Source organism: Nocardia sp. NPDC056000, from assembly GCF_042269265.1.
Taxonomy (GTDB): domain Bacteria; phylum Actinomycetota; class Actinomycetes; order Mycobacteriales; family Mycobacteriaceae; genus Nocardia.
In genome coordinates, this window is record NZ_JBHJXS010000014.1 from 200,272 (window position 1) to 225,156 (window position 24,885).

Genomic DNA, 24,885 nt, shown 5'->3' on the forward strand with positions numbered 1-24,885 from the left:
TGGGATGTTCAGCTATGCGGGCTGAGTACTACCGGATTACCGGCAGGCCGGTCCCGGCGGGACCGCGACATAGGTTGCGTCCGAACCCAATCGGGCCTGCGGCGAGAGCAGCAGATCCGCTTCGAGCTGACGCGACTTCTTGGCCGGGGTGCCGTCTCCGCCGAGGCGGCGATCCGCCGGGCGCTCGTACAGCGGCGCGCCGCCGCACATGGCCTCGGTGAGGCGCTGACGTCCGGCGAGCTGACGCTCTTGCGCCTGACGCTGGTACGCCTCGCGCTTATCCGGATCCAGCGCCGCGATGAACGCCTGCGGATGCACGATGGCGACCAGTCCCGATACGTGGCCGAAGCCGAGCGAGGTGACCAGACCGGCCTTGAGCGGGAAGCGATCTCCCATCTCCATGGCCTCGCGGACCCACACCAGGTGCGGGTACGCCCGCATCTTCTCGTCCACGCAGTCCAGGCTGCGGTTGGGCGGGATGACGCCCTGTTCCAGCACCTGGCACAGGCCGATCATCTGGAAGGAGGCCGCGCCGCCCTTCGCGTGACCGGTGAGGGTCTTCTGCGAAATCACGAACAGCGGAGCGCCTTCCGAGCGGCCGATGGCATCGGCGAGGCGCTCGTGCAGCTCGGACTCGTTGGGATCGTTTGCCGCGGTGGATGTGTCGTGCTTGGAGATCACCGCGATCTCGTCCGGGGTGACGCCGAGCTTGCGAAGTTCCTTGGCCAGCTTGGATTCCGCGCCGCCGCGACCCGCGCCGAGCGCACCCAGTCCGGGGGCCGGGATGGAGGTGTGCACGCCGTCCGCGAAGGACTGGGCGTACGCGACCACACCGAGCACCGGCAGGCCCATCTCCAGCGCGACGGTGCCGCGAGCGAGCAATACCGTTCCGCCGCCCATGGATTCGACGAAGCCGCCGCGACGGCGATCGTTGGCCCGGGAGAAGTAGCGGTCGCTGATGCCCTTGGCGGACATGACGGCCGAATCGGCGGTGGCGGACATATCACCGAAGCCGACGATGCCCTCGATGCCGAGATCGTCGTATCCACCGGCCACGACCAGATCGGCCTTGCCCAGCTTGATCTTGTCCACACCCTCCTCGACGGAGACCGCCGCGGTGGCGCAGGCGGCGACCGGGTGGATCATGCCGCCGTAGGAGCCCACGTAGCTCTGAACCACATGCGCCAGAGCGACGTTCGGCAGCGCCTCCTGCAGGATGTCGTTGGCGTGCGGCTCACCGAGCAGGTTGTCGATGTACAGCGAGCGCATGGAGGACATGCCGCCCATACCGGTGCCCTGGGTGTTGGCCACCAGCGACGGGTGCACCCACTGCATCAGCTCGGCGGGGCTGAAGCCCGAGCCCAGGAACGCGTCCACGGTGCAGACGATGTTCCACAGCGCCACGCGGTCAACCGAATTCGCCATATCGGCGGAGATGCCGAAGCGGGTCGGATCCCAGCCGGTCGGGATCTGGCCGCCGACCACGCGGGACAGCTTGGCCTTGCGCGGCACCCGAATCTCGGTGCCCGCCTTGCGCGTCACCTGCCAGTCGCCGGTGCCCTCGACGGGTGTGACGACCGTCTGCTCCGGGTTGGCGGCGTAGAACGAGCGGGCCTCGGACTCGCTGTTCACCACGAAGGACAGGTCCTTGTCCAGGAACACCGAGGTGAGCAACGGCGCGGTGTTGTCCAGCATCTGACCGTCGTCGGCGTACCGGCGCACACCACAGCGCTCCACCACGGTGTCGTGGTAGCGCTCGGCGAGCTCGGATTCGTCTACGTAGTCACCGGATTCGACGTCGTACCAGCCGGGCTTGGGATCGTTCTCCCAGGTGACCAGGCCGGTGGTCCAGGCCAGCTCCAGCACGCCCGCGGCGGAGAGCTGATCGGAGACCTCCATCTCGAAGCGGGTGCGCGCCGAACCGTAGGGGCCCAGCTCGCCCGCGCCGACGATGACGACCATATCGTCGAGATCGGCTGTGACCGAACCCCATTCGGGGACGGGCAGCTTGGAGGACAGCGTCGGCGGTGCGGGCAGCGCCGAAATCGTCTTGGCGGCAACGGCTTCGGCATCCTCGGCCGCCTCGGCCTGTTCGCGCGCCTGCTTGGCGAGCGCGGGCAGGTCCAGCTTGGCGCGCGCCAGGCCGCCGGTCAGATCGATCTGCTGCGGTCCGGACGCGGTGACGATGCGAGCCCGCGAGGTGCACCACTTGAGCAGCTCATCGGCCATCTCCAGGGTGGACCAGGTGTGCACGCCCGCCGCTTCCACGGCCTCGACCAGCGGATCGTTACCGCCCATGAGCCCGGTGCCGCGCACCCAGCCGATGAGCGCGTGCACCAGGGTGACCCGCTCGGACCAGGTCTTCTCCGCGCGCCACTTGGCGACCACGGCATCGAGCGCGGCCTTGGATTCGCCGTACGCGCCGTCGCCGCCGAACATGCCGCGGTTGGGCGAACCCGGCAGCACCACATGCAGTTTGGCTTCGACATTGTGATCCGCGCCGAGCTTGGACAGACCGCCGATGAGGCGCTCCACCGACCAGAGCAGAACGCGCATCTCCATTTCGGCGCGGGCCCCGGCGTCGGCCAGATCACCGGCGACGCGAGGTGCGGCGAACGGCAGCAGCAGCGTCGGGATCATGGCCTCCTTGACCAGAACCTTCGCGCCACCGGCATTGTCGACCTGCTCATTGCCGACCCAGTCCATGAGGGCGTCGATATCGGCGTAGGAGGCCATATTCGCGGGCACCACCCAGAGGGCCGCGCCGTTGCGAGCGTTCTCGCGGTACAGCTTCTTGTAGAAGGCGATGCGATCGTCGTTCAGCGAGGACGTGGTGACGACCACGGTCGCGCCGCCGGCGAGCAGGCGTCCGGTCGCGGCGGCCGCGATGGAACCCTTGCTCGCGCCGGTGATCACGGCGATGTCATCGGACCAGACGCCCGGATCGGCCTTGGTCAGCGCGGCCTCGGCGATCTTGCCGTAGAGCCCGGCCAGCACCGAGCGGGCCTCGCCCATGGCGCGGGTGCGCCACCAGGTGGCCTGTGCCGCAACGGCTTCCCCGGCGCCGATGTAACCGTCGACGTCGTGCTCGCCATCGCTGCCGAACCACAGGCGCGCGAGATCCTCACGCGCACTGGCCCAGCGGTCGTCGATGAGCAGCGCCTTCCGGGCGTCGAACGCGGGGGCGACCAGACGCGGCCAGTCGGTGCCGAGTTCGGCGGAGACCAGATCGACGAGCGAATCGTCGGAGGCTTCCGGCGCGGACACCTGCTCGCTCAGGCCCAGCTGCTCCAGCACCACGCGGGCGGCGGTGGCCAGCACACCGTTCGAACCGGTGATCTGCTCGGTGAATTCGCCCAGCGCGGCGGCGTCGACGGTCGCACCGCCACCGCCACCGGCGGACGGCATGGATACCGCGACACCCCGGCGCGCGGCCACGGCCTGCACGGCGGCATCGATGGCGGCGTCAACGGCCGCACCGTCATTGAGGCCACCGGAGACCAGTCCGCCCAGATCGCCGCCGCGTACGGAAGCGCCCTCGCGGGTGCCGAGCGACACCTCGGCGGTGACATGGCTGGCCCAGCCGTCGCCCAGTTCCCAGACCTTCTTGACGCGTTCGGCGATGGCGGCGGGCCGCTTACCGGACGGGCCGAAGACCTTGCGCAGGTGATCGCCGATGGAATCGGACAGCACCGAGCCGAACGGCTTGTAGGTGCGGGCCAGGCGGTCGACCGTATTGGCCAGCGCGCCCATATCCGCATCGGCCGCACCGTCGATCGCGCCCAGCGAGAGTTCCGCGCCGAGGTCGACGAGCAGCTGATTGCGGCGCGAGGAGACGCCGTCGCACAGGCCCTCGATGGTGTCGACCGGGCCGATCTGATCCATCCGCAGCTTGGTCCACAGCGCGATGAGCACGCGGGTGGCGTCGGCGGCGGCGAAGCCGATGTCGTCCGGGCGCGGGCCGCCGGTGGCGGCCGGGGCGGCCGCGGGGGCGGCGGCAGCGGCGGGAGCCGTTGCGGCGGAAGCGGTCTCGGCCGGGGTGTCCTCCGGCTCGTCCACGGGTGCGGGATCGGTGTCGGTCGAGTACACGATGGCGGCTTCGCGCTCGATATTGAGCACCTCCACCGTGGTGTCCGAGAACGCGGGCAGCTTGAGCGTGTTCGAGGCCAGGTTCGCGACGGTGGGCGTCGCGGCCAAACCGACCTCGACGAACCGCTCGACGCCCAGGCCACCGTGCTCGGCATCGGTGAACAGCAGATCCTGGGTCTCGATCCAGCGCACCGGGCTGGCGAACTGCCAGGCCAGCAGCTCGACCAGCACCACGCGGCACAGCTCGGTCGGCCGGGCGGCCCAATCATCCCAATTCGCAAGCACTTCGGCGAGCGGCTCGGACGGCACCAGGTCGGCGATCTCCTGGATGAAATCGCGCTCCAGGTTGAACAGTCGCGGCACCAGGTTCGGAATGTAGCGTCCGACAAGGAGTTCCGGGTGCAGGTCGGCGGGCAGCAGGCCCTCCAGCTTGATCCGGAATTCCGGCACACCGGCGCGCAGCACGGTGGAGTGGAACGGCACATCGATGCCCGGGATCACCACGAAGGCGCGCTTACCGCCGGTTTCGGCACGCAGCCGCTCGATTTCGGTTTCGAGGGCCTCGAGTCCGGCGACGGTGCCCGCGATGGCGTACTGCGAACCGCGCAGGTTGAGGTTCACCACCTCCAGGAACTCACCGGCCTGCTCGCCGATGCGGTTCACGAACGGGATGACCTCGTGATCGGCGATGCCGATCTGCGACGGGCGGATGGCGGCCATCCGATAGTCGCTCAGGCCCTGGGCATTACGCGGCACCAGCTCGTGCATGGCGGATCCGCGCTGGAACACCACCTCGAGCACGGCGTGCAGCGGCAGCACCCCGGCCACGGCCGAGAGCGCGTTGTACTCACCGACGGAATGCCCGGCGAGCATTGCCCCTTCGATGAAGGCACCGGCCTCGCGCAGTTCCGCGACCTGGGCCACGCCGAGGGTCGCCATGGCGACCTGGGTGAACTGGGTCAGGTGCAGGACGCCCTGCGGGTGGCGGTATTCCACGCCCCGCGCCTTGAGGTAGGTCGGGTTATCGCGCACCACGGCGAGAATGGAGAAGCCCAGGGCCTCGCGGGTGTGCTTGTCCGCCTCGTCCCAGACCTCCTTGGCGGCCTTCGAGCGGGTGCGCGCGTCCAGACCCATCCCCTTGGTCTGAATGCCCTGGCCCGGGAAGGCGTAGACGGTCTTGGGCGGTGCGACGCGGCCGGTGCCGGTCATGACGAGATCGCCCTCGATGCGGCAGGAGACCTCGATGATCTCGGTGCCCTGATCCACCGCGACGCGCTCCACGCGCACATCGATCTGCGCACCGGGGCGCACCATGCCGAGGAAGCGGGTGGTCCAGGCGGTGAGGGTGCGCGGGGGCACCTTGTCACCGGAGTCGATGGCCGAAACAGCATGCTGCGCAGCGGCGGACAGCCACATGCCGTGCACGATCGGGCTGCCGAGACCGGCCAGCTTGGCGGCGGCGTCGGAGGTGTGGATCGGGTTGTGGTCGCCGGAGACCTGAGCGAACGCGGCCATGGCGCGCGGTGCGGTCAGGGTGACATCGCGGCGGCGGCGACGCGGGGTGTCGGAGGTCTTGTCCGACAGCGAGCCACCGGCGCGCGGCGGATCGGAGAGTTCGCCGGCACCGGTGCGGCCGCGAATGGCGAAGCGCTCGGTGAGGGTGGCGACGGTCGGCATGGACATGCCGGTCTCCGGCTTGTCGAGCATGCCGGAGATGCGCACGCGTACCTCGACGACGCGGCCCATATCGGTGTCGATGGTCTCGCCCGCTTCCGCGCGGACGGCGAGAACGCTTGCGGCGGAGGGCAGTTCGCCGATGAGCTGGATCTGATGATCCAGGTGCACCAGGTCCAGCATGCCCTCGATGACGCTGCGGTCATCGGCGGTGCGGGTCGCGCCGAGCACCGCGAAAACGGCCGGCCAGCAAGCGCCCACGAGCACATCGGGCACGGTGCGGCCGAGGGTGCTGAGGCTGTCCGGCAGGCCGGAACCGGTCACACCGGCGTGATCGGCGATCAGGTCCGGGCTCCACGCGACATTGAAGTGCGCGACCTTCGCGCCGTCGACGTTCTTGACCTCGGGCAGCGACTGCCCGGCGGCCACGGCCAGCAGCGCCGACATGGCGGTGGTGGCGTCGTCCTCGGTGATGACCGGTGCGCCACCGTTGTACACGCTCACGGGCACGGTGACGCGAATGCGCACGGCGTCGCGGCCGAGCAGCGGGACGGCCAGCTCGACGTAGGCGTGATCGTCCTCGGGACCGGCGATCGGGGTCAGGGTGGCGCCCGTCGGCGGGTGAATCGCGCCCTGTCCGTTCAGGGTCCACTCGCCGAGATCACCGAGACGGTGCACCGGGTTGACGGTGGTGCGACCCGACCACTGCACATCCGGTGCGGCCAGCACGATATCGATGGCTCCGGCGGTGACGGCGGCGCGGCGGCGGCCGTCCACGGCGGCCGGGACGACGCCCGCGCGCACCAGCGAGTAGGCGGTGTCCTGTTCGAAGCGGTCCAGCAGTTCACCGACCGGCTCGTCCACGCGGGTGATGCCCGCGACGGCGACGGTGCCGGGGATGACGCACACCTGATCGGCGCTGTAGCGCGGATCATGAGCCTGCCACAGCGAATCCGAGCGCCACCAGCGGCGCACATCGCCGTCGACGACGGGTACGAAGTTGACCGGCTTGCCGGGGGTCTTGCACAGGCTGGTGAAGAACGGAACGTCCGCGGGGTGCAGCACGGCCTCGGCGATGGCCGGGTACTGCTCCTTCAGGGTGCAGATGGCCTTGACCGGGGTCTCGAAATCCGCGTCATCCGCGAAGAGGGTGTCGATCTGCCCGCGGTCGGCCGGGTTGAGACGGGATTCGGTGCGGCGCACCATTTCCGCGAACCGGTCGCGCCAGGTGATGTCCAGCCAGACCGAGGCGGTGGCGTCGGCGATGGCGGAGGCGAAATCGCCGCCGCAGTCGAAATCCCTGCGCCGGTCCAGGCCGACGGCGAGCTCGACGTAGCGCTCCAGCCATTCCAGGTAGGTCATGGTGGCGACATCGCCGAAGTACGGCTTGGCGGTGCCGTTGAGGGCGGTGATGATCTCGTCGCGGCGCGCGGCCACGGCGTCGGCGTCACCGGCGACCTCGTCCAGCAGGCGGCCGGTGCGCGAGGCGGAGTTGTCGATCTCGTGGATGTCCGCGCCCAATTGGCTGCGGCCGGAAGCCATTCCGCCGATGGCGGTGCCCGCGCCGACCCAATCGGGGGTGCCGGGCGTATCGACCAGCAGCTGCTTGACCTCGGGGGTGGTGGTGGCCTCCAGGGCGGCCATGGCGGCGGTGCCGACCAGCACGCCGTCCAGCGGCATGACCGGGTAGCCGTAGCCCTGCGACCAGGAGCCGGTGAGGTACTGGGTGGCGCGCTCGGGGGTGCCGATGCCGCCGCCGACGCAGACGATCACATTGGCGCGGCCGCGCAGTTCGCCGTAGGTCTCGAGCAGGAGGTCGTCGAGGTCCTCCCAGGAGTGGTGGCCACCGGCGCGGCCGCCCTCGATATGCATGATGACCGCGTAATCCGGTGCGGCGTCGGCGATTCGGAGCACGGCGCGGATCTGCGCCACGGTGCCCGGCTTGAACGCGACGTGCGTGATGCCGACCTCGGTCAGCTCCTCGATGAGGGCGACGGCCTCGTCCAGCTCCGGAATACCGGCGGTGACGATGACGCCGTCGAACGGCGCGCCCGCGCTACGGGCCTTCTGCACCAGGCGCTTTCCGCCCAGCTGCAGCTTCCACAGGTACGGGTCCAGGAACAGCGAGTTGAACTGCACCGAGCGGCCCGGATGCAGCAGCGTCTTCAGCTCGGCCACGCGGTCGGCGAAGATCTGCTCGGTGACCTGACCGCCACCGGCCAGCTCGGCCCAGTGGCCCGCATTGGCCGCCGCCGCAACGATTTTCGCGTCGACGGTGGTGGGGGTCATGCCCGCGAGCAGGATCGGCGAGCGACCGGTGAGCTTGGTGAACGCGGTCTCCACGACCACCCGGCCATTGGGCAGGCGGACCGGCTTGGGCGCGAATTCGGCCCAGGCGGGGGCGATTTCGGGGGCCGCGCCGGGGGTGAACAGGCTGCGCTGGCCCGGGCGGGTGGAGGCGGCGAGCACGCCGACGCCTGTGCCCTTGAGCGATCCGGCGGTGAGGCGGGTGAGCAGATCGCCCGGGCCGAGGTCCAGAATCCACTGCGCGCCCTGGGCGACGGTGTCATCGACGATGGCGACCCAGTCGATGGGATCGACGAGCACTTCCTGCGCGAGGGCACCGGCCAGTTCGGCGTCCAGGCCGCACTGCCCGGCCCAGCCGGTGACCAGATCGACGGTCTCGGCGAGCGCGGGGTGATGGAAGGCGACCTCGACCGGAATGTCCTCGAAGACCGGGGCGAAGACCGAACCGCCGCGCTTCTTGGCATCGCGCTCGGCGGACTGCTCATCGTGAATCTCGGCGGCGCGGCGGCGAACTCGATCGAGCTGGGCGACCGGACCGCTCAGCACGGCGCGGCGACGGCCGTTGCGGATGGAGAGTACGGCGGCCTTCTCGGCGTCCACTCCGCGCGAGACCTCGTCAACGACGGCCTGCAAACGCTCGGGGTCGACATTGGAGACCGCGACCATGGGCGAGCGGTCGCCGATCGGCATGAGACCGCGACGACGGGCAACCAGTCCGGCTGCGGCGCCGATCAATTGGGCGATGGCCAGCAGTTCGGCATCGCGCTGTCCGTGCGCCTGCGCGGCGGTGGCGGCAATCCGGCCCTGTGAGTGCCCGATAACTGCGGCCGGAGCCTGGGTGACGATATCGAGGCCCTGCAGGCGCAGCGCCCGCAGTGCGGCGATCTGGGTGAGGAACACACCGGGCATGGAGACCGCGGCGGAACGCAACACCTGCGCGGAGGGCGCCGCCGACACCTCCCCCTGATCCGGGTCGGCGAGCTCTTCCTCGAGCATCCAGCCGACGGGGTCGAAACCGACCGGGCGCACCACGAGCAGTTGCGCGGCAACCGGTTCCAGTTTGGCGGCGGCCTCGTTGACCAGTGCGGTCAATTCGGGCTCGAGCGCACTGTCCCGCCCGATTTCCTCGAGCTCGGTGAGCCAGGCGGCGCCCTGTCCACCGAAGGCCAGCGCGTAGGGCGCACCCCCCAGCAACCGATCGAGCAGCGACGACCTGACTCCACTATCCCGGTTCTGTCGGGCCCGTTCGGCCTTCGATCCGGTTCCGGTGCTCTCGTTGATCGTCAAGACTTCGACTTCCTTCTCCTGGCGTCCCCGTCCCCACAGGACTGGGCCGCGCTCACGGTGCGCAGGTGTTCCTCCGGCCAACTGGCCCTGGTAGACGCCGAGGATTCCACAAAATCATGAGGTTCTCCTCATGTTTGGTTACCGCCCCAAGACCTACCCTCGAGTATTTCGGCACGGTCGTACCAGAACGCCCGCAAACATGACCCTCCCTCATGTTTGAACCCGCTGGTGAGGCCGGTTACACCCGTGTAGGAAATATGAGGGCTCCTCACATTGCCATTTATCAAATCGTTATAATCCCTGGTAGGGTTACCGACCAGTACGCCACACCGACCCGATGCTTCGCGATCCTCGTTTCGCCCGGTAAAGTTTGGACGGTCGTACCGTTAGCGCGAGTGGCGAAATTGGCATACGCGCCAGATTTAGGTTCTGGTGTCCACGGACGTGCGGGTTCAAGTCCCGCCTCGCGCACAAGAAATCCCGGCATACCGCCCATCGGGCAGTAGCCGGGATTTCCCATTTCAGACCGGTTGCCAGCCGCCCTCGACGCTCGCCTGCAATCTTCAGGCAAATGCGACTTCGCTTTGGGTATCGGACGATTCGGTCAGGCGTCGAGGTCGGTGGCGACCAGTTCGGCGATGCGGTCCAGGGTGGGCTCGTCGTCACTGGCGACGGTGACGGCAGTGCCCTTGGCCGCGCCCAGGGTCATGATCATGAGGGCGGAGCCCGCGTCCACCGGGTCGCCCCCGGCCACGGCGAGGGTGACGGGAATGCCCGTGGCCTGGACGGTTTCGGCGATGATATTGGCCGGGCGGGCGTGCAGGCCGACCGCGGAACCCACCTCGACGGTTTTGCTGGGCATTTCGACTCCTTTGTGTGACAGGTGATTACGGCGTCTGTCAGCGATGTGGCTGGAGGTTCAGGGCCGTGACGGTCACGGCGGCCGGATCGAGGTGGTGCGGGCCGGGCAGGCCGGTGCCGGGCAGGGCCGCGGCGGCGGTGCCGCAGGCCACGGCGCGGCGCAGGCGATCCGCGGGGGTCGCGCCGTCGAGATCCGCGAGCAGGTATCCCGCGAGGGCGGAGTCACCCGCGCCCACGGTGCTGCGGGCGGTGATCGCGGGAGCGGTTGCGTACCAGGCCCCTTCGACGGTGACCAGGACGGCTCCGGCCGCGCCGAGCGTGGCGAGTACGGCGTCCACACCGCGCGCCACCAGCGCCCCGGCCGCGCGGGCGGCGGCCGCCGGATCGTGCAGTTCGCCAGGGTCGGCCCCGGTGAGCTGGGCCAGTTCCTCGGCATTGGGCTTGAGCAATCGCGGTGCGGCGGAATCGAAATGCTCGGCCAGGGCCAGCAGCGGCGCGTCCGAGGTATCCACGGCGACCCGGGTTCCGGGCAGCCGCCGCAGCAGTTCGACGTACCAGTCCGGCGGCACCAGCGGCGGCAGCGAGCCGGACAGCACGACCCAGTCGGCATCGTGAGCCAGGCCGATGAGCGTATCGGCCAGGGCATTCCGCTCGCCCTCGGCCAGCGGGGTGCCCGGTTCGTTGATTTTCGTTGTGGTGCCGTCGGTTTCGGTGAGGGTCAGATTGGTGCGGGCCGGGCCGCCACACGGCACCGCGCGAAAGTCGAGCCCGGTCTCGGTCAGCGCCCGCAGCAGCGGATCGCCGGGACTGCCGGGCAGTACCGCGATGGTGGCCACCCCGGCCGCGGCGACCACGCGAGAGACGTTGACGCCCTTACCACCCGGATACGAGGTGGCCGCGCGGGCGCGCTGCAGGTCACCGCGGCGCAGCGGCTCCGCCAGTGCGACGGTGTGGTCGATGCTGGGATTGGCGGTGAGCGTGACGATCATGCGATCACCACTTCGATCCCGCTCTCGGACAGTCCATCGCGCAGCGCGGGCCGCAGTTCGTCATCGGTGATCAGCACGTCGATATCGGTGATGGGCGCGAACCGCATCAGGTCCTCGCGTCCGGCCTTGGCGGAGTCCGCGACCACCACCACCCGGTGCGCACCGGCCACCATGGCGCGCTTGACCGCCGCCTCGTCCGGATCGGGGGTGGATAGCCCGTGGGCGATGGTGAACGCGTTGGCGCCGATGAACGCCACGTCGACCCGCAGATCGCCGAGCGCGCGCAGGGTTTCCGCGCCGACCGCGGCCTGGGTGACCCCGCGCACCCGCCCGCCGAGCAGATGCAGCCGGACGCCCGGATAGCCGCACAGCCGCGCGGCGATGGGAACGCAATTGGTGACCGCGACGAGTTCGCGATCGGCGGGCAGCTGGGCGGCGATCCGGGAGGTCGTGGTGCCCGCGTCGAGCAGGATGCTGCCGCCGGTGGGCGGCAGGAAAGCCAAGGCGGCCTTGGCGATCCGGTCCTTCTCGGCCGCGCGGGTGTGCTCGCGCTCGCCGGTGCCGAGCTCGACCGCGGTGAGCGCAGCGGCCGGCATGGCCCCGCCGTGCACGCGGCGGAGCACGCCCGCGCGGTCGAGTGCGGCCAGATCGCGGCGCACGGTTTCGGTGGTCACGTCGAACTGTTCCGAGAGTTCGGTGACCGATACCCGGCCGCGCTGGACGACCAGCGCGGCGATCGCCTCCTGCCGCTCCTCGGCGTACATCCGAACCTCCGATGGCGTTGTTGTTTAGTGTTGTTTTATGCCCGAACGTGTTGCTTTGTCAAGTGCCGCGAGTAACCTGGGTCACACCGATCGGGCCGATGGCGTGGCCGGATCGGGCTCGCGAATGGCGTGGAGGAGACCGATCATGACGCGATCATTGCAGGAAAACGACGGTTCGACGGTGTTGCACGGCACACCGGCGGTGCCCGGGGTGGTCGCGGGGCTCGCGGTGCGGCCCACGCCCCGGGTGCGCCCGGAGATCGGGTCCGAACCGCTGGCGGAGTCCGAACGGGCAGCACAGGCCGAAACCCTGCGGCAGGCCGCCGACACCGTCGCCGAGCGCCTGCGACTGCGCGCGGGCGCGGCCTCGGGTGCGGCCGCGGAGGTGCTGAGCGCGAATGCCGCCATGGCCACCGACCGCGGCTGGCTGGGCGCGGCCGAGAAACTGATCGCCACGGGCACGCCCGCCGCCGCTGCCGCGATCACCGCGACCGAACAATTCGCGGCGCTGTTCACCAAGCTCGGCGGTCTGATGGCGGAGCGGGTGACGGATCTGCGCGATGTCCGCGACCGCGTGGTGGCCGAACTGCTGGGCGCGCCCGAACCCGGGATTCCCACCCCGGCCGAGCCCGCGATTCTGCTGGCCACCGACCTCGCACCCGCCGATACCGCCGGGCTCGACCCGAAACTGATTGTCGGACTTGCCATGTCGCTGGGCGGGCCGACCGGCCACACCGCCATCATCGCCCGTCAGTTGGGGATTCCGTGCGTGGTCGCGGTCGAGGGCCTCGATGAGGTGCCCGCCGGGACCGACATGCTGGTCGACGGCACCCAGGGCCGGGTCATCCTGCATCCCGATGCCGAGCAGGTCGCCACGGCCGTCGCCGAATATCAGGTCTCGACGGCCCGCGCCGCGCAATGGTCCGGCCCCGGCGCGACCGCGGACGGACAGCGCGTCGAGGTGCTGGCGAATGTGCAGGACGGTGCCGGAGCACGCGCCGCCACCGGCAGCCCGGCCGAGGGCATCGGCCTGTTCCGCACCGAATTGTGTTTCCTGGACCGGGAATCCGAGCCGTCGGTGACCGAGCAGGCGCAGCTGTACCGGCAGGTCCTGGACGCGTATCCGGACGGCAAGGTGGTGGTCCGCACCCTCGACGCGGGTTCGGACAAGCCACTGCGCTTCGTCACCCATCCGGCGGAGGCCAACCCCGCGCTTGGCGTGCGCGGCATTCGAATCACGGTGCGGGACAGCGGCATCATGGATCGCCAGCTCGATGCCATCGCGGTGACGGCGCAGGGGCGTGACCGTATCCCGTGGGTGATGGCCCCGATGATCTCGACCGTGGCGGAGGCGAAATCGTTCGCGGCCGAGGTCCGGGACCGCGGCCTGATCCCCGGGGTGATGATCGAGGTCCCGGCCGCCGCGCTGCTGGCCGAGGCGATCCTCGCCGAGGTCGACTTCGCCTCGATCGGCACCAATGACCTGGCGCAGTACACCATGGCCGCCGATCGCATGTCCCCGCAGCTGGCCGGATTCACCGATCCCTGGCAGCCCGCGGTGCTGCGCCTGGTCGCGCAGACCGCGGCCGCCGGTCAGCGGCTCGGCAAGCCGGTGGGCGTCTGCGGCGAGGCCGCGGCCGATCCGCTGCTGGCCGGTGTGCTGGCGGGTTTCGGCATCACCTCGCTGTCGGCGGCGGCTTCGGCGGTGAGTGCCGTGGGGGCCGCGCTGGCGGCCGTCACCATGGACGACTGCCGCCGCGCCGCCGCGGCCGTGCTCTCTACGGCCGATCCGCGGGCCGCCCGCGCGGCCGCCGCCGCGATCATCCCGCTCTGAACGGATGTGGCCGGTGGCGACTGCCACCGGCCACAGTGGGCGCGCTCAGACGCGCACGCTGCCGAGCACCGCCTGGATCTCGGCGGGTGTGCTCGCCGTCCGCAGCCGCTCGATCTGTTCCTTGTTCACGAATATCTGGGCGATGCGGGTGAGCAGCGCCAGATGATCGTCCCCGGCTCCGGCGATGCCGATGACGAATTCGACCGGCTTACCGTTCCAGTCGATGGGCTGCGGATAGCGCACCACCGAGATCCCGGTGTGCCGGATACCCGTCTTCGCCTCGTTGGTGCCGTGCGGAATGGCGAGACCGTTGCCCATGAAGGTCGAGACGGAACGCTCCCGCTCGTGCATCGCCTCGACATAGGCGGCGTCGACCGCGCCCGCCGCGACCAGTAATCCACCGGCCTCGTCGATGGCCTCGGCACTGCTGCGGGCGACACCGGACAGCACGATGGAATCGAGGGCGAGCATCTCACCGTCCGAATCAGCTTCCTGCGCAATCGGTTCCGGCGTCTTCGGGGCGACGGATTTCCCGGCCCGGCTGACCAATCCGACGATCTCGTCGTACTCCGGACTGTTCATGAAATCGTCCACGGCCACGTGGATGGCGGACGGTGTCCGCTCGCGCGCCCGCTCGGCCAGATCGGTATGGGTGACGACGAGGTCGTAGCTGTCGGTGAGATTCGCGATCGCCTGGTTGACGACGCTGACATCGGCGAAGCCCGCGTCCCGAATCTTCCTGCGCAGCACCGAGGCTCCCATGGCGGAGGACCCCATGCCCGCATCGCAGGCGAACACAATGGTGGAGATCTTGGCGGGTGCCGTCAGGACGGAAGAGGCAATGGAGCGCTTACCCTTGAGCGCCTCCATGGCGGCGGTGGCTCCGGCCAGATCCTGATCGCTGTCGCCGCGGTCGGTCCGCAGCAGCAGCGCCGCGACCGCGAAAGACACTCCGGCGGCGCCGAGTACGGACAGCGTCACGCCGAGATAGCTGTCGCCGGCGGTCTGCGCGTACACCGCGATGATCGATCCCGGCGCGGCCGGGGCGCGCAGCCCGGAGCTGAACACCACATTGATCAGCACCCCGGTCATACCGCCCGCGATGGTGGCGAGGATGAGCTTCGGCTTCATCAGCACGTACGGGAAGTAGATCTCGTGGATGCCGCCGAGGAAGTGAATGATGATCGCGCCGGGCGCGGACAGTTTCGCCGCACCCTTGCCGAACAGTGCGAAGGCCACCAGCAGTCCGAGACCCGGACCCGGATTGGCTTCCAGCAGAAAGAGAATCGATTTGCCGTTGGCGGCGGCCTGGCTGGTGCCCAGCGGTGTCAGGATGCCGTGATTGACCGCGTTATTGAGGAACAGCACCTTCGCCGGTTCGATGAACAGCGAAGTCAGCGGCAGCAGATCGTGATTCACCAGGAAGTTCACGACATTGCTGGCCAGCCGGCTGAACGCGGATACCAGCGGGCCGATGCCGAAGAAGCCGACGACCGCCAGCGCCGCACCCGCGATGCCCGCCGAGAAATTGTTCACCAGCATCTCGAAGCCGGGGCGAATCTTGCCCTCCCACAGCGCATCCAGCTTCTTGATGACCCAGCCGCCGAACGGCCCCATGATCATCGCGCCCATGAACATGGGCACATCCGCGCCCGCGATCACGCCCATGGTGGCGATCGCGCCGACCACCGCGCCCCGGGTGTCGTAGACGATGCGGCCGCCGGTCGCGCCGATCAGGATCGGCAGCAGATAGGTGATGGTGGGAGCGACTATGCCGCCGCTGGCGTAGTCGCCCCAGCCGCCGATATGCGCGACCCAACTGCCCGCGCCCCACTGATCGGTGACGGACCGGATCCAGCCCTTCTCGATGAACAGGGCGGTGAGCAGGCCCCAGGCGATGAAGGCGCCGATATTCGGCATCACCATGCTGGACAGGAATGTGCCGACCCGCTGCACGCGCACTCGGGCGCCGCCGCGGGTGGCCGGTGGGGAGATAGACATAAGACTTCCTCTGAACAACTCGACCGAGCATGTGACCCGGGCCACATCTCTTGTGGTAGTAGACCGCATAATCGGGCACAATGACAAGAGAACGGGCATAAATGGGCACAAATCCGTGTGGCTTTGCGCCCGCATGACCGTTACGGTGGACTCGAGCGGTCAGCTCACAGCAATGGTGGGAAGGAAGAGAGCCTCATGAAGGCCCTGCGCTTTTACGCACCCGAGGACATCCGCCTCGAGGACATCGCCGAGCCCGAATGCGGTCCGGATGAGATCAAACTCCGGGTGCGCAACTGTTCGACCTGCGGAACCGATGTGAAGATCCGGCACAACGGGCACCAGAACCTCACTCCCCCACGCACTCTCGGACATGAGATCGCGGGCGAGATCGTCGAGGTGGGCGCGGCGGTGAACGAGCTGTACGGAACCGAATGGCGGATCGGCGATCGCGCGCAGGTCATCGCGGCCGTGCCGTGCGGTAAGTGCCACGAATGCGAGAAGGGCTGGATGGCGGTCTGCCAGAACCAGACCTCGGTCGGATACCAGTACGACGGCGGATTCGCCGAGTTCATGATCGTGCCCAGTCAGGTGCTGCGGGTCGACGGTCTCAACCGCATTCCGGAGAACGTCGGATTCCCGGAGGCGTCCGCGGCCGAACCGCTGGCCTGTGCGATCAACGCGCAGGAGCTGCTCGGCATCGAACCGGGCGATACCGTCGTGGTCTTCGGCGCGGGTCCGATCGGCTGTATGCACATTCGCATCGCGCGCGGCGTACATCGTTGCGGCCCGGTCTATCTGGTCGATGTGAACGCGCAGCGACTGGCCCTGTCAGCGGCCGCGGTGCGGCCCGACGAAGTGATCAACGCCGCCGACGTAGACCCCGTCGCCCGGGTCATGGAACTGACCGGCGGCCGCGGCGCGGATGTCATCATCACCGCGACCGCCGCCAACATCACGCAGGAGCAGGCCATCGCCATGGCCGCGCGCAACGGCCGCATCTCCTTCTTCGGCGGGCTGCCCAAGACCAATCCGGTCATCAGCTGCGATTCCAATGTGGTGCACTACCGCCAGCTGCACATCCACGGGGCCAATGGATCCGCGCCCGAGCACAATCGGCGCGCCCTCACCTATATCTCCACGGGTCAGGTGCCGGTCGCGGACCTCATCACCGATCGCATCCCGCTCGGCGAGGTGCTCGACGCATTCACGATCGTCGAGAGCGGCGCGGCCATCAAGGTCACCGTCGAGCCCTGAAACCGGGTCAGCCGAGGCCGCGGATGAACAGGGCCAGCTGCCAGGCGCTGTGATCGGGTTGGCCGTCGTTCTGGGTGAGGGCCGCGCCGATGGTGTCGACGTGGTTGTAGCCGGGGAGGGTTACCACGGTGGCCAGGGCCGGGGTGGGAAAGAGGGTTCCGGTGGCGGGCGGGACGGGGCTGTCGCCCGCCCAGGCAACGAAATTGGGCTTGAGGCGGCTCATGCCGTGGTACCGCAGGACGGCGCGGTCGCCGCTGCGAGCGCCACCGTAACCGGCAGCGATATCGGTGATCACGCGCAGCGGGAAGTAGGTCTCCCAGTAGCCGCCCGGGGAGCCGGAGGCCAATTGCCTTGCCACGTCACGGATATCGGCCACTTCATGGCCGGGAGCGGTGTAGGGCACGCCGGCGACATCGTTGTAGTTGCGCCAGGTGTAGAGAGCGCCGCGGTCGGCAGGGGCGACGCGATGCTGGATTCCGGCGGTGATGCGCAGGTAGTTGCCCAGCAGCGGAAGTTGGGTCAACTCACCCGGATTCGGGAACGTCTTGTCCTGAACCGGCCCGCCCGCCAGTGCGCCCACGCCCTGTTGGAAGAGGGAGAAGTTGGAAGAGTTGTTGTCGATCAGCACGCCGAGCAGTGCGGTATTGGTGAAGCGGTAGTCGCGCAGGGTGCCGGAGCCGTCCGCACCGCCGGTGGCGAAGGCCGACCAGGTGGGAGCACCGAGCAGATTCAAGGTGCCGTCGATATCCGCATCGTGCGGAAGATGGGACAGCAGTTGGCTTTCGCCGTCGGGGTCCAGGTGCGCGGCGAGTCCGGCCAGGCGGAGCAGGAAGAAGGCGCGGGTGCCCAGGCCGGGGACGGGGCCGAAGATACGAGGCAGGACATTGACCTTGAATCCGCCCTGCAGGATCGAATCCAGCGGGCCGACAAGGGCATTGGTGATGTCGTGCAGGATCGGGGTGTTCTGCAGCGCGACCGGGTCCGAGGAGACCATGGAGTCCTGCGCGGCGAAGGCGGCGCATTGATCCGCGCCGGGACGGCCGTCGAAATCCCAATCGGAGAAGAAGCCGGTGACCAAGCCGCCCAGTGAGATTCCGGTGCAGACGAATTTGCGCTGCCGATCGGCCAGGGCGGGGATCTCGTGCAGCATGACCTCGTACTGGTCGCGCAGGACGCGGTCCAGGCCCATGTAATCGAGCACGGGCAGATCCGCGGAGGTGCGGAAGCCCGCGAAGCGTTCACCGTCGATGGGCAGGCCGTTGAAGTAGTAGTCGACGGCGTCGAGGTAATTGCCGGTGCGCAGCGCGTAATCGAAGCCGCGGGTTTCGTCGAGGCAGGCGCTGCGCCGGGCCAGCGCCCAGTATTCGATGCGCTGCCCCTGCGCGATCGCCGAATGCACGGTGTTGAAGGCCACGCTGTCGGAATTGACCGCACCGCCGTGCAACCCCTGCTGCTGGATCACCACGCGCGCGGCGTCGACCGGGTCCGTCGAACCGTCCGCCGGGCGATAGCGCAGGAATCCGACCCGGTCACAGCTCGCCGGATGCGCGGGCGCGTCGGCGGGCAGCGGGAGCGCGAAGCTCACGTAGGAGGTGACGATGCCGTCCCGCGTGGACAGCTCCTGTTCCTGCCGATCGGTCGCCGCGCTCACCGGTTCCGGATCGGCGGCGGCAACGCCGGTGACCCCGCCCGCCGCCAGCAGCACCGCCATCAGCGCGCCCGCCGAAATACGCACGCGCCGAACAACTTTGTTCATGTGTTGCACGCTGCCAACGAATTCGGGCGGCCGCCATGGGGAATCCCCCGAGAAACACCCCGCGGCACCCGGCACAGTGCCCAACTCGCGCCGGGATACGGTTTTCGGCATGTTCGTGAAGCTGTGTGGTCTGCGCACCGAGGCCGATGTGGTCACCGCCGTGACGGCCGGAGCCGATGCGGTGGGGTTCGTCTTCACCGCGAGCCCACGCCAGGTCGAGGTGGAGCAGGTGCGCAAGCTGCTGACCGGGGTGCCCGCGCATGTGCTGTCCGTCGGTGTCGTACACGGTATCTCGGCGGCGGAGGCGGGCGAGCTGGCGCGTTCGGCGGGTGTGGACGCCCTGCAACTGCACGGGTCGTACGATGCGGCCGCCTTCGCCGAACTCTCCGATTTCCGGCTGTTGCGCGCGACCGCGCTGACCGCCGATACCGATGTGCGCACCGGCGCGTACGGCGAGGAGTGGCTGCTACTGGACTCACCGCAGGCGGGTTCCGGCGAGCGCTGGGATCTCGGCGCGCTGGAGCGGACCCGGCCCAGCGGGCAATGGCTGCTCGCGGGCGGGCTGTCCCCGTCGAATGTGGCCGAGGCCATCGCCGCCGCACAACCGTGGGGTGTGGATGTGTCGAGCGGTGTCGAGTCCAGTCGCGGTGTGAAGGATCACGGCCGCATGCGCGAATTCGTCGCGGCGGCCCGCGCCGGTTCCTGAGGTATCGTGGACGCACCGATTGTTCTCGACGATGGCCCCGATGCGCCGCCAAGCATCGTTCCTATGAAACTTGTTTTCTCCCAGGGGAAGAGCGTTCCCTCCCGCCGATGACCGCCGCGCGACTGCGGTCGCGAGGTGAGTTGCGCAGACAGCGGCGGCCGGGTGCGCACGGTTGCTGGAATCATCTGATCGCCGCCCCGCTGTGGCCCAAGCACGGGGTGAACCTGGGCACGCTGCTGCGCACCTGCGATGCGGTGGGAGCCTGTTTGGCGGTGCCCCGATTACCTTGGGTGCCCGAGGCTTTGAGCCGCGGCAACACCCTGCGGCATCACCAGTGTGTGCACTGGGTCGACGGCCGGGTGGATCGCTGGCTGGAACGGCAGCGGGCGGGGTCCGCGGTGGTCGGGGTGGAGCTCACCGATGAATCGATTCGGCTGGCGGATCTGCCGGTGGCGCGGCGGCGGACCGTGATGGTGCTGGGCAATGAGGGAGACGGGATTCCGCCGGAGGGTTTGGAGCTGCTGCACGTGGCGGTGGAGATTCCGATGGTGGGCACCGGATCGAGTCTCAATGTGGCGGTGGCGGGTTCACTGGTGCTCTACAAACTCGCCGGACTGTGTTGAGGCGCAGCGTTTTTTGTATGTCGCTCATTTCGCGGCGGAACGGGTGCGGGCCGGGCGGGCGGAAAGTGGTTTCGGATGCGCCAGCTTGCCGCCGGTGGTGCGGGCCCCGGCCTGCTTCAGGCGGTGCAGGACCGGGGAGAGCTCGAAACCGTGAATGCCCTCCAGCGCTGACATTTCGGTGGTCACGTACCGGTAGAGCGCGGTGGTGCTGTCCGTCTGGAGTACGGCGAAGATATTGAATGAACCGGATATGGCTGCGGCATAGGTGATTTCGTCGTGTTCGGCGATGGCGCGGCCGACCGCCTCGAGGTGCGCGGGAGCGACGCGCAGCCACAGGAACGCCGCGGTGCCCGAACCGGCCACGGCGGGTGCGATATCGAGATCGAAGTACAGCACGCCGCCCGCCCGCAGCGCGGCTATGCGGCGGGTGACGCGGCCGATGCTCATCCCGGTGGCCCGGGCCAGCACGGTGTAGCTGGTGCGGCCGTCGCGGGCCAGCAGTTCGAGCAGGACGTGATCCGACTCTCCGATACGGAGTTCGGCCTCGGCGTATTCCGCTGCGCTGTAACTGGATTCGCCGTCAGCGCCTGGAATCGACTCGCCGCCCACGCCAGCGTTCGCGGCGAATTGGCGTCCACGCCAGTCGATTACATCGCCGCGCACGAAGCGGTGCAGGATCATCGCGGCGGTGATGTCGTGCACCGGGGCGCTACGCTGCAACCGCTGCACCAGGAGATCGTCACGGTCCCGCTGACTGCGCGGGTGCAGTGAGAAGACGATCTCCGCCCCCGCGTCGGCGATGCTGATCCAGGCCGCGTCATCACGCTGGGCAAGTGCCTCGGCCACCGCGAGCGCGCCGTCCGGGCGGCAGTGCAGGCGAATGATCCAGTCGCTCTCGCCGAGCGCACGGGCGTCGACCGCACCGATCACCCGGACTATGCCGTCCCGCCGCAGCCGCCGGTAGCGCCGGGCGACGGTCTGTTCGGCGACGCCCAGCCCGGCGGCGATATGTGCGAACGGGATACGGGGTTCCAGCTGGAGGGCATGCACGATTCGCGCATCCAGCGTGTCCAGCATGGCGGTTTCAGGCGTCGGAGCGGCTGTCACAGCACGAAATGTACGCCGAATCCACTGCCGGGCGACCGAATGCGTCCTCGATTCCGATACTCGACGCCTCATCAATGCTTCGAGAGGACAACGACATTGCGTAAATGGTTACCGCTGCTGACGGTGTGCCTGGGCACCTTCATGCTGCTGATCGACGTCACCATCGTGAACGTCGCGCTACCCGATATGCGGACCGATCTGGACGCCTCCTTCGGTGCACTGCAATGGGTGGTCGACGGTTACGCCCTCGCCATGGCGGCGCTCATGCTCGGCGCGGGTGCGATCGCCGATCTGGCCGGACATCGCCGCACCTATCTGGCCGGGCTGGCCCTGTTCGCGACCGCGTCCCTGATCTGCGGGCTGGCCCCGAATCCCACGGTGCTCATCGCCGCGCGGATCGTGCAGGGCATCGGCGCGGCCATCATGTCCTGCACCACGTTCGCGCTGTTGAACGCCGCTTACGCGGGCCGGGATCGCGGTGCGGCATATGGCATGTGGGGTGCGGTGGCGGGTGCGTCCTCGGCCATCGGCCCGATCATAGGCGGTCTGCTCACCGAGATCGCGTCCTGGCGCTGGATCTTCTTCGTGAATCTGCCGTTCAGCGTGCTCGCCATCGCGCTGTGCCTGCTGGTGCTCACCGAAGGTGAACGCGCACAGCGCAACCGGATCGACTTGGCAGGAATGGCGATCTTCACCGCGAGCGCCGCCACCGCGACCTACGCCCTCATCCGCGCCAATGAGCACGGCTGGACCAACGCGCTCACCTGGTGGCTGCTGCTCGGCTCGGCCATCGCCCTCGCGGCCTTCGTCGCGATCGAAATCCGCACGGAGCAACCGATATTGGATCTCACCCTGCTCCGCGACCGCTTCTTCACCGGCGTGCTCATCGCGGGCGCGACCCTCTATTTCGCCGCCTTCGCCGCCCTGATGTACACCCAGATCTGGATGCAATCCAGCCTCGGCCTGACCCCCATCGCCGCGGGCGCGGTGGGACTCCCCCTGTCCCTCATGGCATTCCTGGTCTCGGGCTCCCTCGGCAAATACCTGCACGGCGACAATCCCGGCCGGATCATCGGCGCGGGCCTGGCCCTGATCGCCCTCGGCGGCGCGATCGGAGCCCTACTCGTGCACGGCGATGCGAGCTGGCCCGCTCTCATCCCCGGCTCCCTGCTGGTAGGCGCGGGCGTCGGCCTCGCCACCGCCACCCTCAGCTCGGCAGCCATGTCCGCGGTCCCCTGGCATCGCGCCGGAATGGCAACGGGCGCACTCAATACCGCACAGCAACTCAGCTTCGCCCTAGGCATAGCGGCCCTCGGCGGCCTCTTCACCCACCGCACCCACCACATCCTGGACAACCCCACCACCACCGCCGCCGGAGTCCAACTCACCCTCGCGGTCAGTGGCGCGATCGCCCTACTCGGCGCACTCCTGGTCCCCTTCCTGATGCGCCGCCCGCGACACCCGGCAAACGAATCCGCCAGCACCGCAACCGAACTCGCCGACGCACAGTAGGGATTCCCACCATGAACCGAACCGTCACCCCGGCAGCCGGTTTCGTCCCGGTCATCGATCTCTCGAACCGGCATACCGAACCCGGCCGGCGAGCCATCGCCACCGCCATCGACCGAGCCTGCCGAACCTCGGGCTTCTTCAGCATCGTCGGCCACGGCATCCCCGCCGACCTCATCGACCGAATGGCCACCACCACCCGTGAATTCTTCAGCCTGCCCGATCACGAGAAAGACCTGGTGGCGCACCGGCCCGGCGTCTCCGGCTTCCGGCGCATGGGCGGCGCGACCGCGCAAAGCCTCGGTCACCAGACCCCGCCCGATCTCTGCGAGGTCTTCTCCGCGCACGTGACCGGCGATCTGACCGAACCCGAACGCGCTCTACTGGGCGACTATTGGGCGTCCTGGAAGCTGGCCAATATCTGGCCGCACAATCCACCCGCGTTCGAGGCGATCTGGCACGATTACATGGCTGCCCTCACCGACCTGTCAGCCGACGTAATGCGCCTGTTCGCACTGGCTTTGGACCTACCCGAGCAATTCTTCGAGGACAAATTCGATCGTCACGTCTCGTCGATCGCGGTAAACCACTACTACCCTCAGCACCGCACCCCGCTGCCCGGTCAGCTCCGCCGCGGCGCGCACACCGATTGGGGCAGCCTCACCATCCTGTACCAGGACACCGATATCGACGGCCTGCAGGTACAGACCGAAACCGGCGAATGGCGGGACGTACCGATGATTCCCGGCGGCTTCATCGTCAATATCGGTGACCTGATGTCACTGTGGACCGCGGGGCACTGGGTCTCCACCATGCATCGGGTCGTCAACCCCGAATCCGGCAATACCGCTGCCCGCCTGTCGATTCCGTTCTTCTACCTCCCCAACCACGACGCCCCGCTCGATGCCGTCTCGGGCTTCGCCGCGGGCGCGGCTTCCGAGCCGCACGGAACATCCACTGCCGGACAGTGGATTTCACGCAAGATGCGGCAGACCTTCAGCTAGAGGCCGAGGCCGTGGGCCAGCACCGGCCAGGAGGCTTTCAGTTCGTCGTCCCAGTAGCCCCAGGAGTGGGTGCCGTAGGGGCGGAGGTTGACGGTGGCGGGGATGTTCAGGGAGGTGAGGCGGTCGGCGAGGATTCGGGTGCACTGGTCGGTGGCGGCTTCGATGATGCCGCCGACCAGGACCTGGTTCACCAGCGCGCCCGGGCCCGCGCCGACCAGGCCGCGGCCGCCGGATTTGTCGTAGGGGCCGGGCAGGCCGTTGCCGCTGGAGAGGTAGAGATCGAGGCCGCGCAGGGATTCGGCGTTGAGGTAGGGGTCGTTGGCGGCCCACATGGGGTCGCCGGGCGGGCCGTACATATTGGCGGCGTCACCGGCGCTGTAGGCGACGGTGAGGCGAACGTACGCCTGGCCGAGGGGGTCCGAGATCTGGGCGCAGCCGCTGTAGGCGGCGACGGCCCGATACAGGCCGGGGCGGGCGATGGGGAGTTGCAGCACCGAGGTGCCCGACATCGATACGCCCGCAATGGCATTGCGGCCGTTCGCGCCCAGGGCGGTATCGAGCAGCGGCGGGAGTTCATCGGTGAGGAAGGTTTTCCATTTGACGATGCCCAGCCGAGGATCCGGATTCCGCCAGTCCGCGTAATAGGATGCCGCGCCGCCGATGGGCTGCACGACATTGACCTGCTTATCGGCCAGGAAATCCGTCGCGTGGGTCTGCCGATCCCAGGAGCCGGGCCCGACGCCGCCGCTGCCGCCACTGAGCAGATACAGCACCGGGCGCGGTACGGACGTGTCGGAGGGGCGCTGCACCTCGACGGTGAATTCACTGTCCATCGAGGCGGAGAAGACGGTGATGACCCAGTGCCGGACATCGTCGACGTGAATGCTCACCACGTGCGAATCACCGGGCGCGTTCGTCTCCGGATCGGCGGCGGCCACGGGCAGCGGTGCGATCGACTGCGGCGTCATCGCGGCGACGGCTACGGCCAGGAGTACGGCCGCGCCCCGAATTATCCAGCGAATACGCACGTTCGAGCCCTATTTCTACTGCGCCGCCGCACTCGGAAGCGCCGCGGTGAAACCACCGATTGCCGCCGCCGCCCGCACCGCGATGGGAGCGG

The 24,885-nt window shown here is 68.7% G+C and carries 14 protein-coding genes and 1 tRNA gene; 7 read left to right on the plus strand and 8 right to left on the minus strand.

Annotated features, from left to right (window positions below; genetic code table 11):
* Positions 1-36: 36 nt before the first annotated feature.
* Entirely contained in the window at positions 37-9,357 is a 9,321-nt protein-coding gene (locus tag ACFC4D_RS36175; RefSeq protein ID WP_376070125.1) for a fatty acid synthase subunit beta domain-containing protein, read from the minus strand.
* A gap of 389 nt (positions 9,358-9,746) precedes the next feature.
* On the opposite strand from ACFC4D_RS36175, the gene ACFC4D_RS36180 reads away from it, so the two are divergent.
* Positions 9,747-9,828: transfer RNA gene (locus ACFC4D_RS36180), tRNA-Leu, on the plus strand.
* 133 nt (positions 9,829-9,961) lie between these two features.
* Here the strand turns inward: ACFC4D_RS36180 and ACFC4D_RS36185 are convergent.
* From ACFC4D_RS36185 to ACFC4D_RS36195, 3 genes are read right to left on the minus strand one after another with little or no spacing between them, the layout of a single operon-like run.
* Positions 9,962-10,219 carry an HPr family phosphocarrier protein gene (locus ACFC4D_RS36185; protein ID WP_375955520.1) on the minus strand — a complete coding sequence of 86 codons (258 nt, stop codon included), beginning with the start codon at positions 10,217-10,219 and terminating at the stop codon, positions 9,962-9,964.
* Between the two features lie 37 nt (positions 10,220-10,256).
* Positions 10,257-11,207, minus strand: a complete 951-nt coding sequence (locus tag ACFC4D_RS36190; protein ID WP_376070128.1) for a 1-phosphofructokinase family hexose kinase — start codon at positions 11,205-11,207, stop codon at positions 10,257-10,259.
* Positions 11,204-11,971 carry a DeoR/GlpR family DNA-binding transcription regulator gene (locus tag ACFC4D_RS36195; RefSeq protein ID WP_375955524.1) on the minus strand — a complete coding sequence of 256 codons (768 nt, stop codon included), beginning with the start codon at positions 11,969-11,971 and terminating at the stop codon, positions 11,204-11,206. The genes ACFC4D_RS36190 and ACFC4D_RS36195 overlap by 4 nt, the downstream gene beginning before the upstream one ends.
* A gap of 145 nt (positions 11,972-12,116) precedes the next feature.
* On the opposite strand from ACFC4D_RS36195, the gene ACFC4D_RS36200 reads away from it, so the two are divergent.
* Positions 12,117-13,805, plus strand: a complete 1,689-nt coding sequence (locus tag ACFC4D_RS36200; RefSeq protein ID WP_376070130.1) for a phosphoenolpyruvate--protein phosphotransferase — start codon at positions 12,117-12,119, stop codon at positions 13,803-13,805.
* Between the two features lie 45 nt (positions 13,806-13,850).
* On the opposite strand, the gene ACFC4D_RS36205 is transcribed toward ACFC4D_RS36200, so the two are convergent.
* The gene (locus tag ACFC4D_RS36205; protein WP_376070132.1) at positions 13,851-15,806 is read right to left on the minus strand and encodes a PTS mannitol transporter subunit IICBA; all 1,956 of its coding nucleotides are present in this window, start codon (positions 15,804-15,806) and stop codon (positions 13,851-13,853) included.
* A gap of 195 nt (positions 15,807-16,001) precedes the next feature.
* Here ACFC4D_RS36205 and ACFC4D_RS36210 point away from each other — a divergent pair, with 195 nt between their 5' ends.
* Positions 16,002-17,060, plus strand: coding sequence for a zinc-dependent dehydrogenase (locus ACFC4D_RS36210; protein ID WP_376070135.1), 1,059 nt, complete (start codon positions 16,002-16,004; stop codon positions 17,058-17,060).
* A 7-nt stretch (positions 17,061-17,067) separates the two neighbouring features.
* Here ACFC4D_RS36210 and ACFC4D_RS36215 read toward each other — a convergent pair whose 3' ends face one another.
* Positions 17,068-18,816, minus strand: coding sequence for a hypothetical protein (locus ACFC4D_RS36215; RefSeq protein WP_376070138.1), 1,749 nt, complete (start codon positions 18,814-18,816; stop codon positions 17,068-17,070).
* 109 nt (positions 18,817-18,925) lie between these two features.
* On the opposite strand from ACFC4D_RS36215, the gene ACFC4D_RS36220 reads away from it, so the two are divergent.
* Together ACFC4D_RS36220 and ACFC4D_RS36225 are read left to right on the plus strand one after the other, a co-directional pair.
* A complete protein-coding gene (locus ACFC4D_RS36220; protein WP_376070141.1) occupies positions 18,926-19,522 on the plus strand; it encodes a phosphoribosylanthranilate isomerase in 597 nt (198 codons plus the stop codon).
* Positions 19,523-19,629: 107 nt separating this feature from the next.
* Complete coding sequence (locus ACFC4D_RS36225; protein ID WP_364629083.1) at positions 19,630-20,145, plus strand: TrmH family RNA methyltransferase; 516 nt, start codon at positions 19,630-19,632, stop codon at positions 20,143-20,145.
* A gap of 24 nt (positions 20,146-20,169) precedes the next feature.
* Here ACFC4D_RS36225 and ACFC4D_RS36230 read toward each other — a convergent pair whose 3' ends face one another.
* The gene (locus tag ACFC4D_RS36230; RefSeq protein WP_376070144.1) at positions 20,170-21,252 is read right to left on the minus strand and encodes an Lrp/AsnC family transcriptional regulator; all 1,083 of its coding nucleotides are present in this window, start codon (positions 21,250-21,252) and stop codon (positions 20,170-20,172) included.
* A gap of 96 nt (positions 21,253-21,348) precedes the next feature.
* Here ACFC4D_RS36230 and ACFC4D_RS36235 point away from each other — a divergent pair, with 96 nt between their 5' ends.
* Positions 21,349-22,764, plus strand: coding sequence for an MFS transporter (locus ACFC4D_RS36235; RefSeq protein ID WP_376070146.1), 1,416 nt, complete (start codon positions 21,349-21,351; stop codon positions 22,762-22,764).
* A gap of 11 nt (positions 22,765-22,775) precedes the next feature.
* Positions 22,776-23,765, plus strand: a complete 990-nt coding sequence (locus ACFC4D_RS36240) for an isopenicillin N synthase family dioxygenase (RefSeq protein ID WP_376070149.1) — start codon at positions 22,776-22,778, stop codon at positions 23,763-23,765.
* Here the strand turns inward: ACFC4D_RS36240 and ACFC4D_RS36245 are convergent.
* Positions 23,762-24,733, minus strand: a complete 972-nt coding sequence (locus tag ACFC4D_RS36245; RefSeq protein WP_376070407.1) for an alpha/beta hydrolase — start codon at positions 24,731-24,733, stop codon at positions 23,762-23,764. The two genes, ACFC4D_RS36240 and ACFC4D_RS36245, sit on opposite strands and share 4 nt — an antisense overlap.
* Positions 24,734-24,885 lie beyond the last annotated feature (152 nt).

Excerpts from the sequence above, each read along its gene's own strand:
- ACFC4D_RS36185 (WP_375955520.1), bottom strand. The coding sequence starts at position 10,219 with ATGCCCAGCAAAACCGTCGAGGTGGGTTCCGCGGTCGGCCTGCACGCC.
- ACFC4D_RS36190 (WP_376070128.1), bottom strand. The coding sequence starts at position 11,207 with ATGATCGTCACGCTCACCGCCAATCCCAGCATCGACCACACCGTCGCA.
- ACFC4D_RS36195 (WP_375955524.1), bottom strand. The coding sequence starts at position 11,971 with ATGTACGCCGAGGAGCGGCAGGAGGCGATCGCCGCGCTGGTCGTCCAG.
- ACFC4D_RS36200 (WP_376070130.1), top strand. The coding sequence starts at position 12,117 with ATGACGCGATCATTGCAGGAAAACGACGGTTCGACGGTGTTGCACGGC.
- ACFC4D_RS36205 (WP_376070132.1), bottom strand. The coding sequence starts at position 15,806 with ATGTCTATCTCCCCACCGGCCACCCGCGGCGGCGCCCGAGTGCGCGTG.
- ACFC4D_RS36210 (WP_376070135.1), top strand. The coding sequence starts at position 16,002 with ATGAAGGCCCTGCGCTTTTACGCACCCGAGGACATCCGCCTCGAGGAC.
- ACFC4D_RS36215 (WP_376070138.1), bottom strand. The coding sequence starts at position 18,816 with ATGAACAAAGTTGTTCGGCGCGTGCGTATTTCGGCGGGCGCGCTGATG.
- ACFC4D_RS36220 (WP_376070141.1), top strand. The coding sequence starts at position 18,926 with ATGTTCGTGAAGCTGTGTGGTCTGCGCACCGAGGCCGATGTGGTCACC.
- ACFC4D_RS36225 (WP_364629083.1), top strand. The coding sequence starts at position 19,630 with ATGACCGCCGCGCGACTGCGGTCGCGAGGTGAGTTGCGCAGACAGCGG.
- ACFC4D_RS36240 (WP_376070149.1), top strand. The coding sequence starts at position 22,776 with ATGAACCGAACCGTCACCCCGGCAGCCGGTTTCGTCCCGGTCATCGAT.
- ACFC4D_RS36245 (WP_376070407.1), bottom strand. The coding sequence starts at position 24,733 with ATGACGCCGCAGTCGATCGCACCGCTGCCCGTGGCCGCCGCCGATCCG.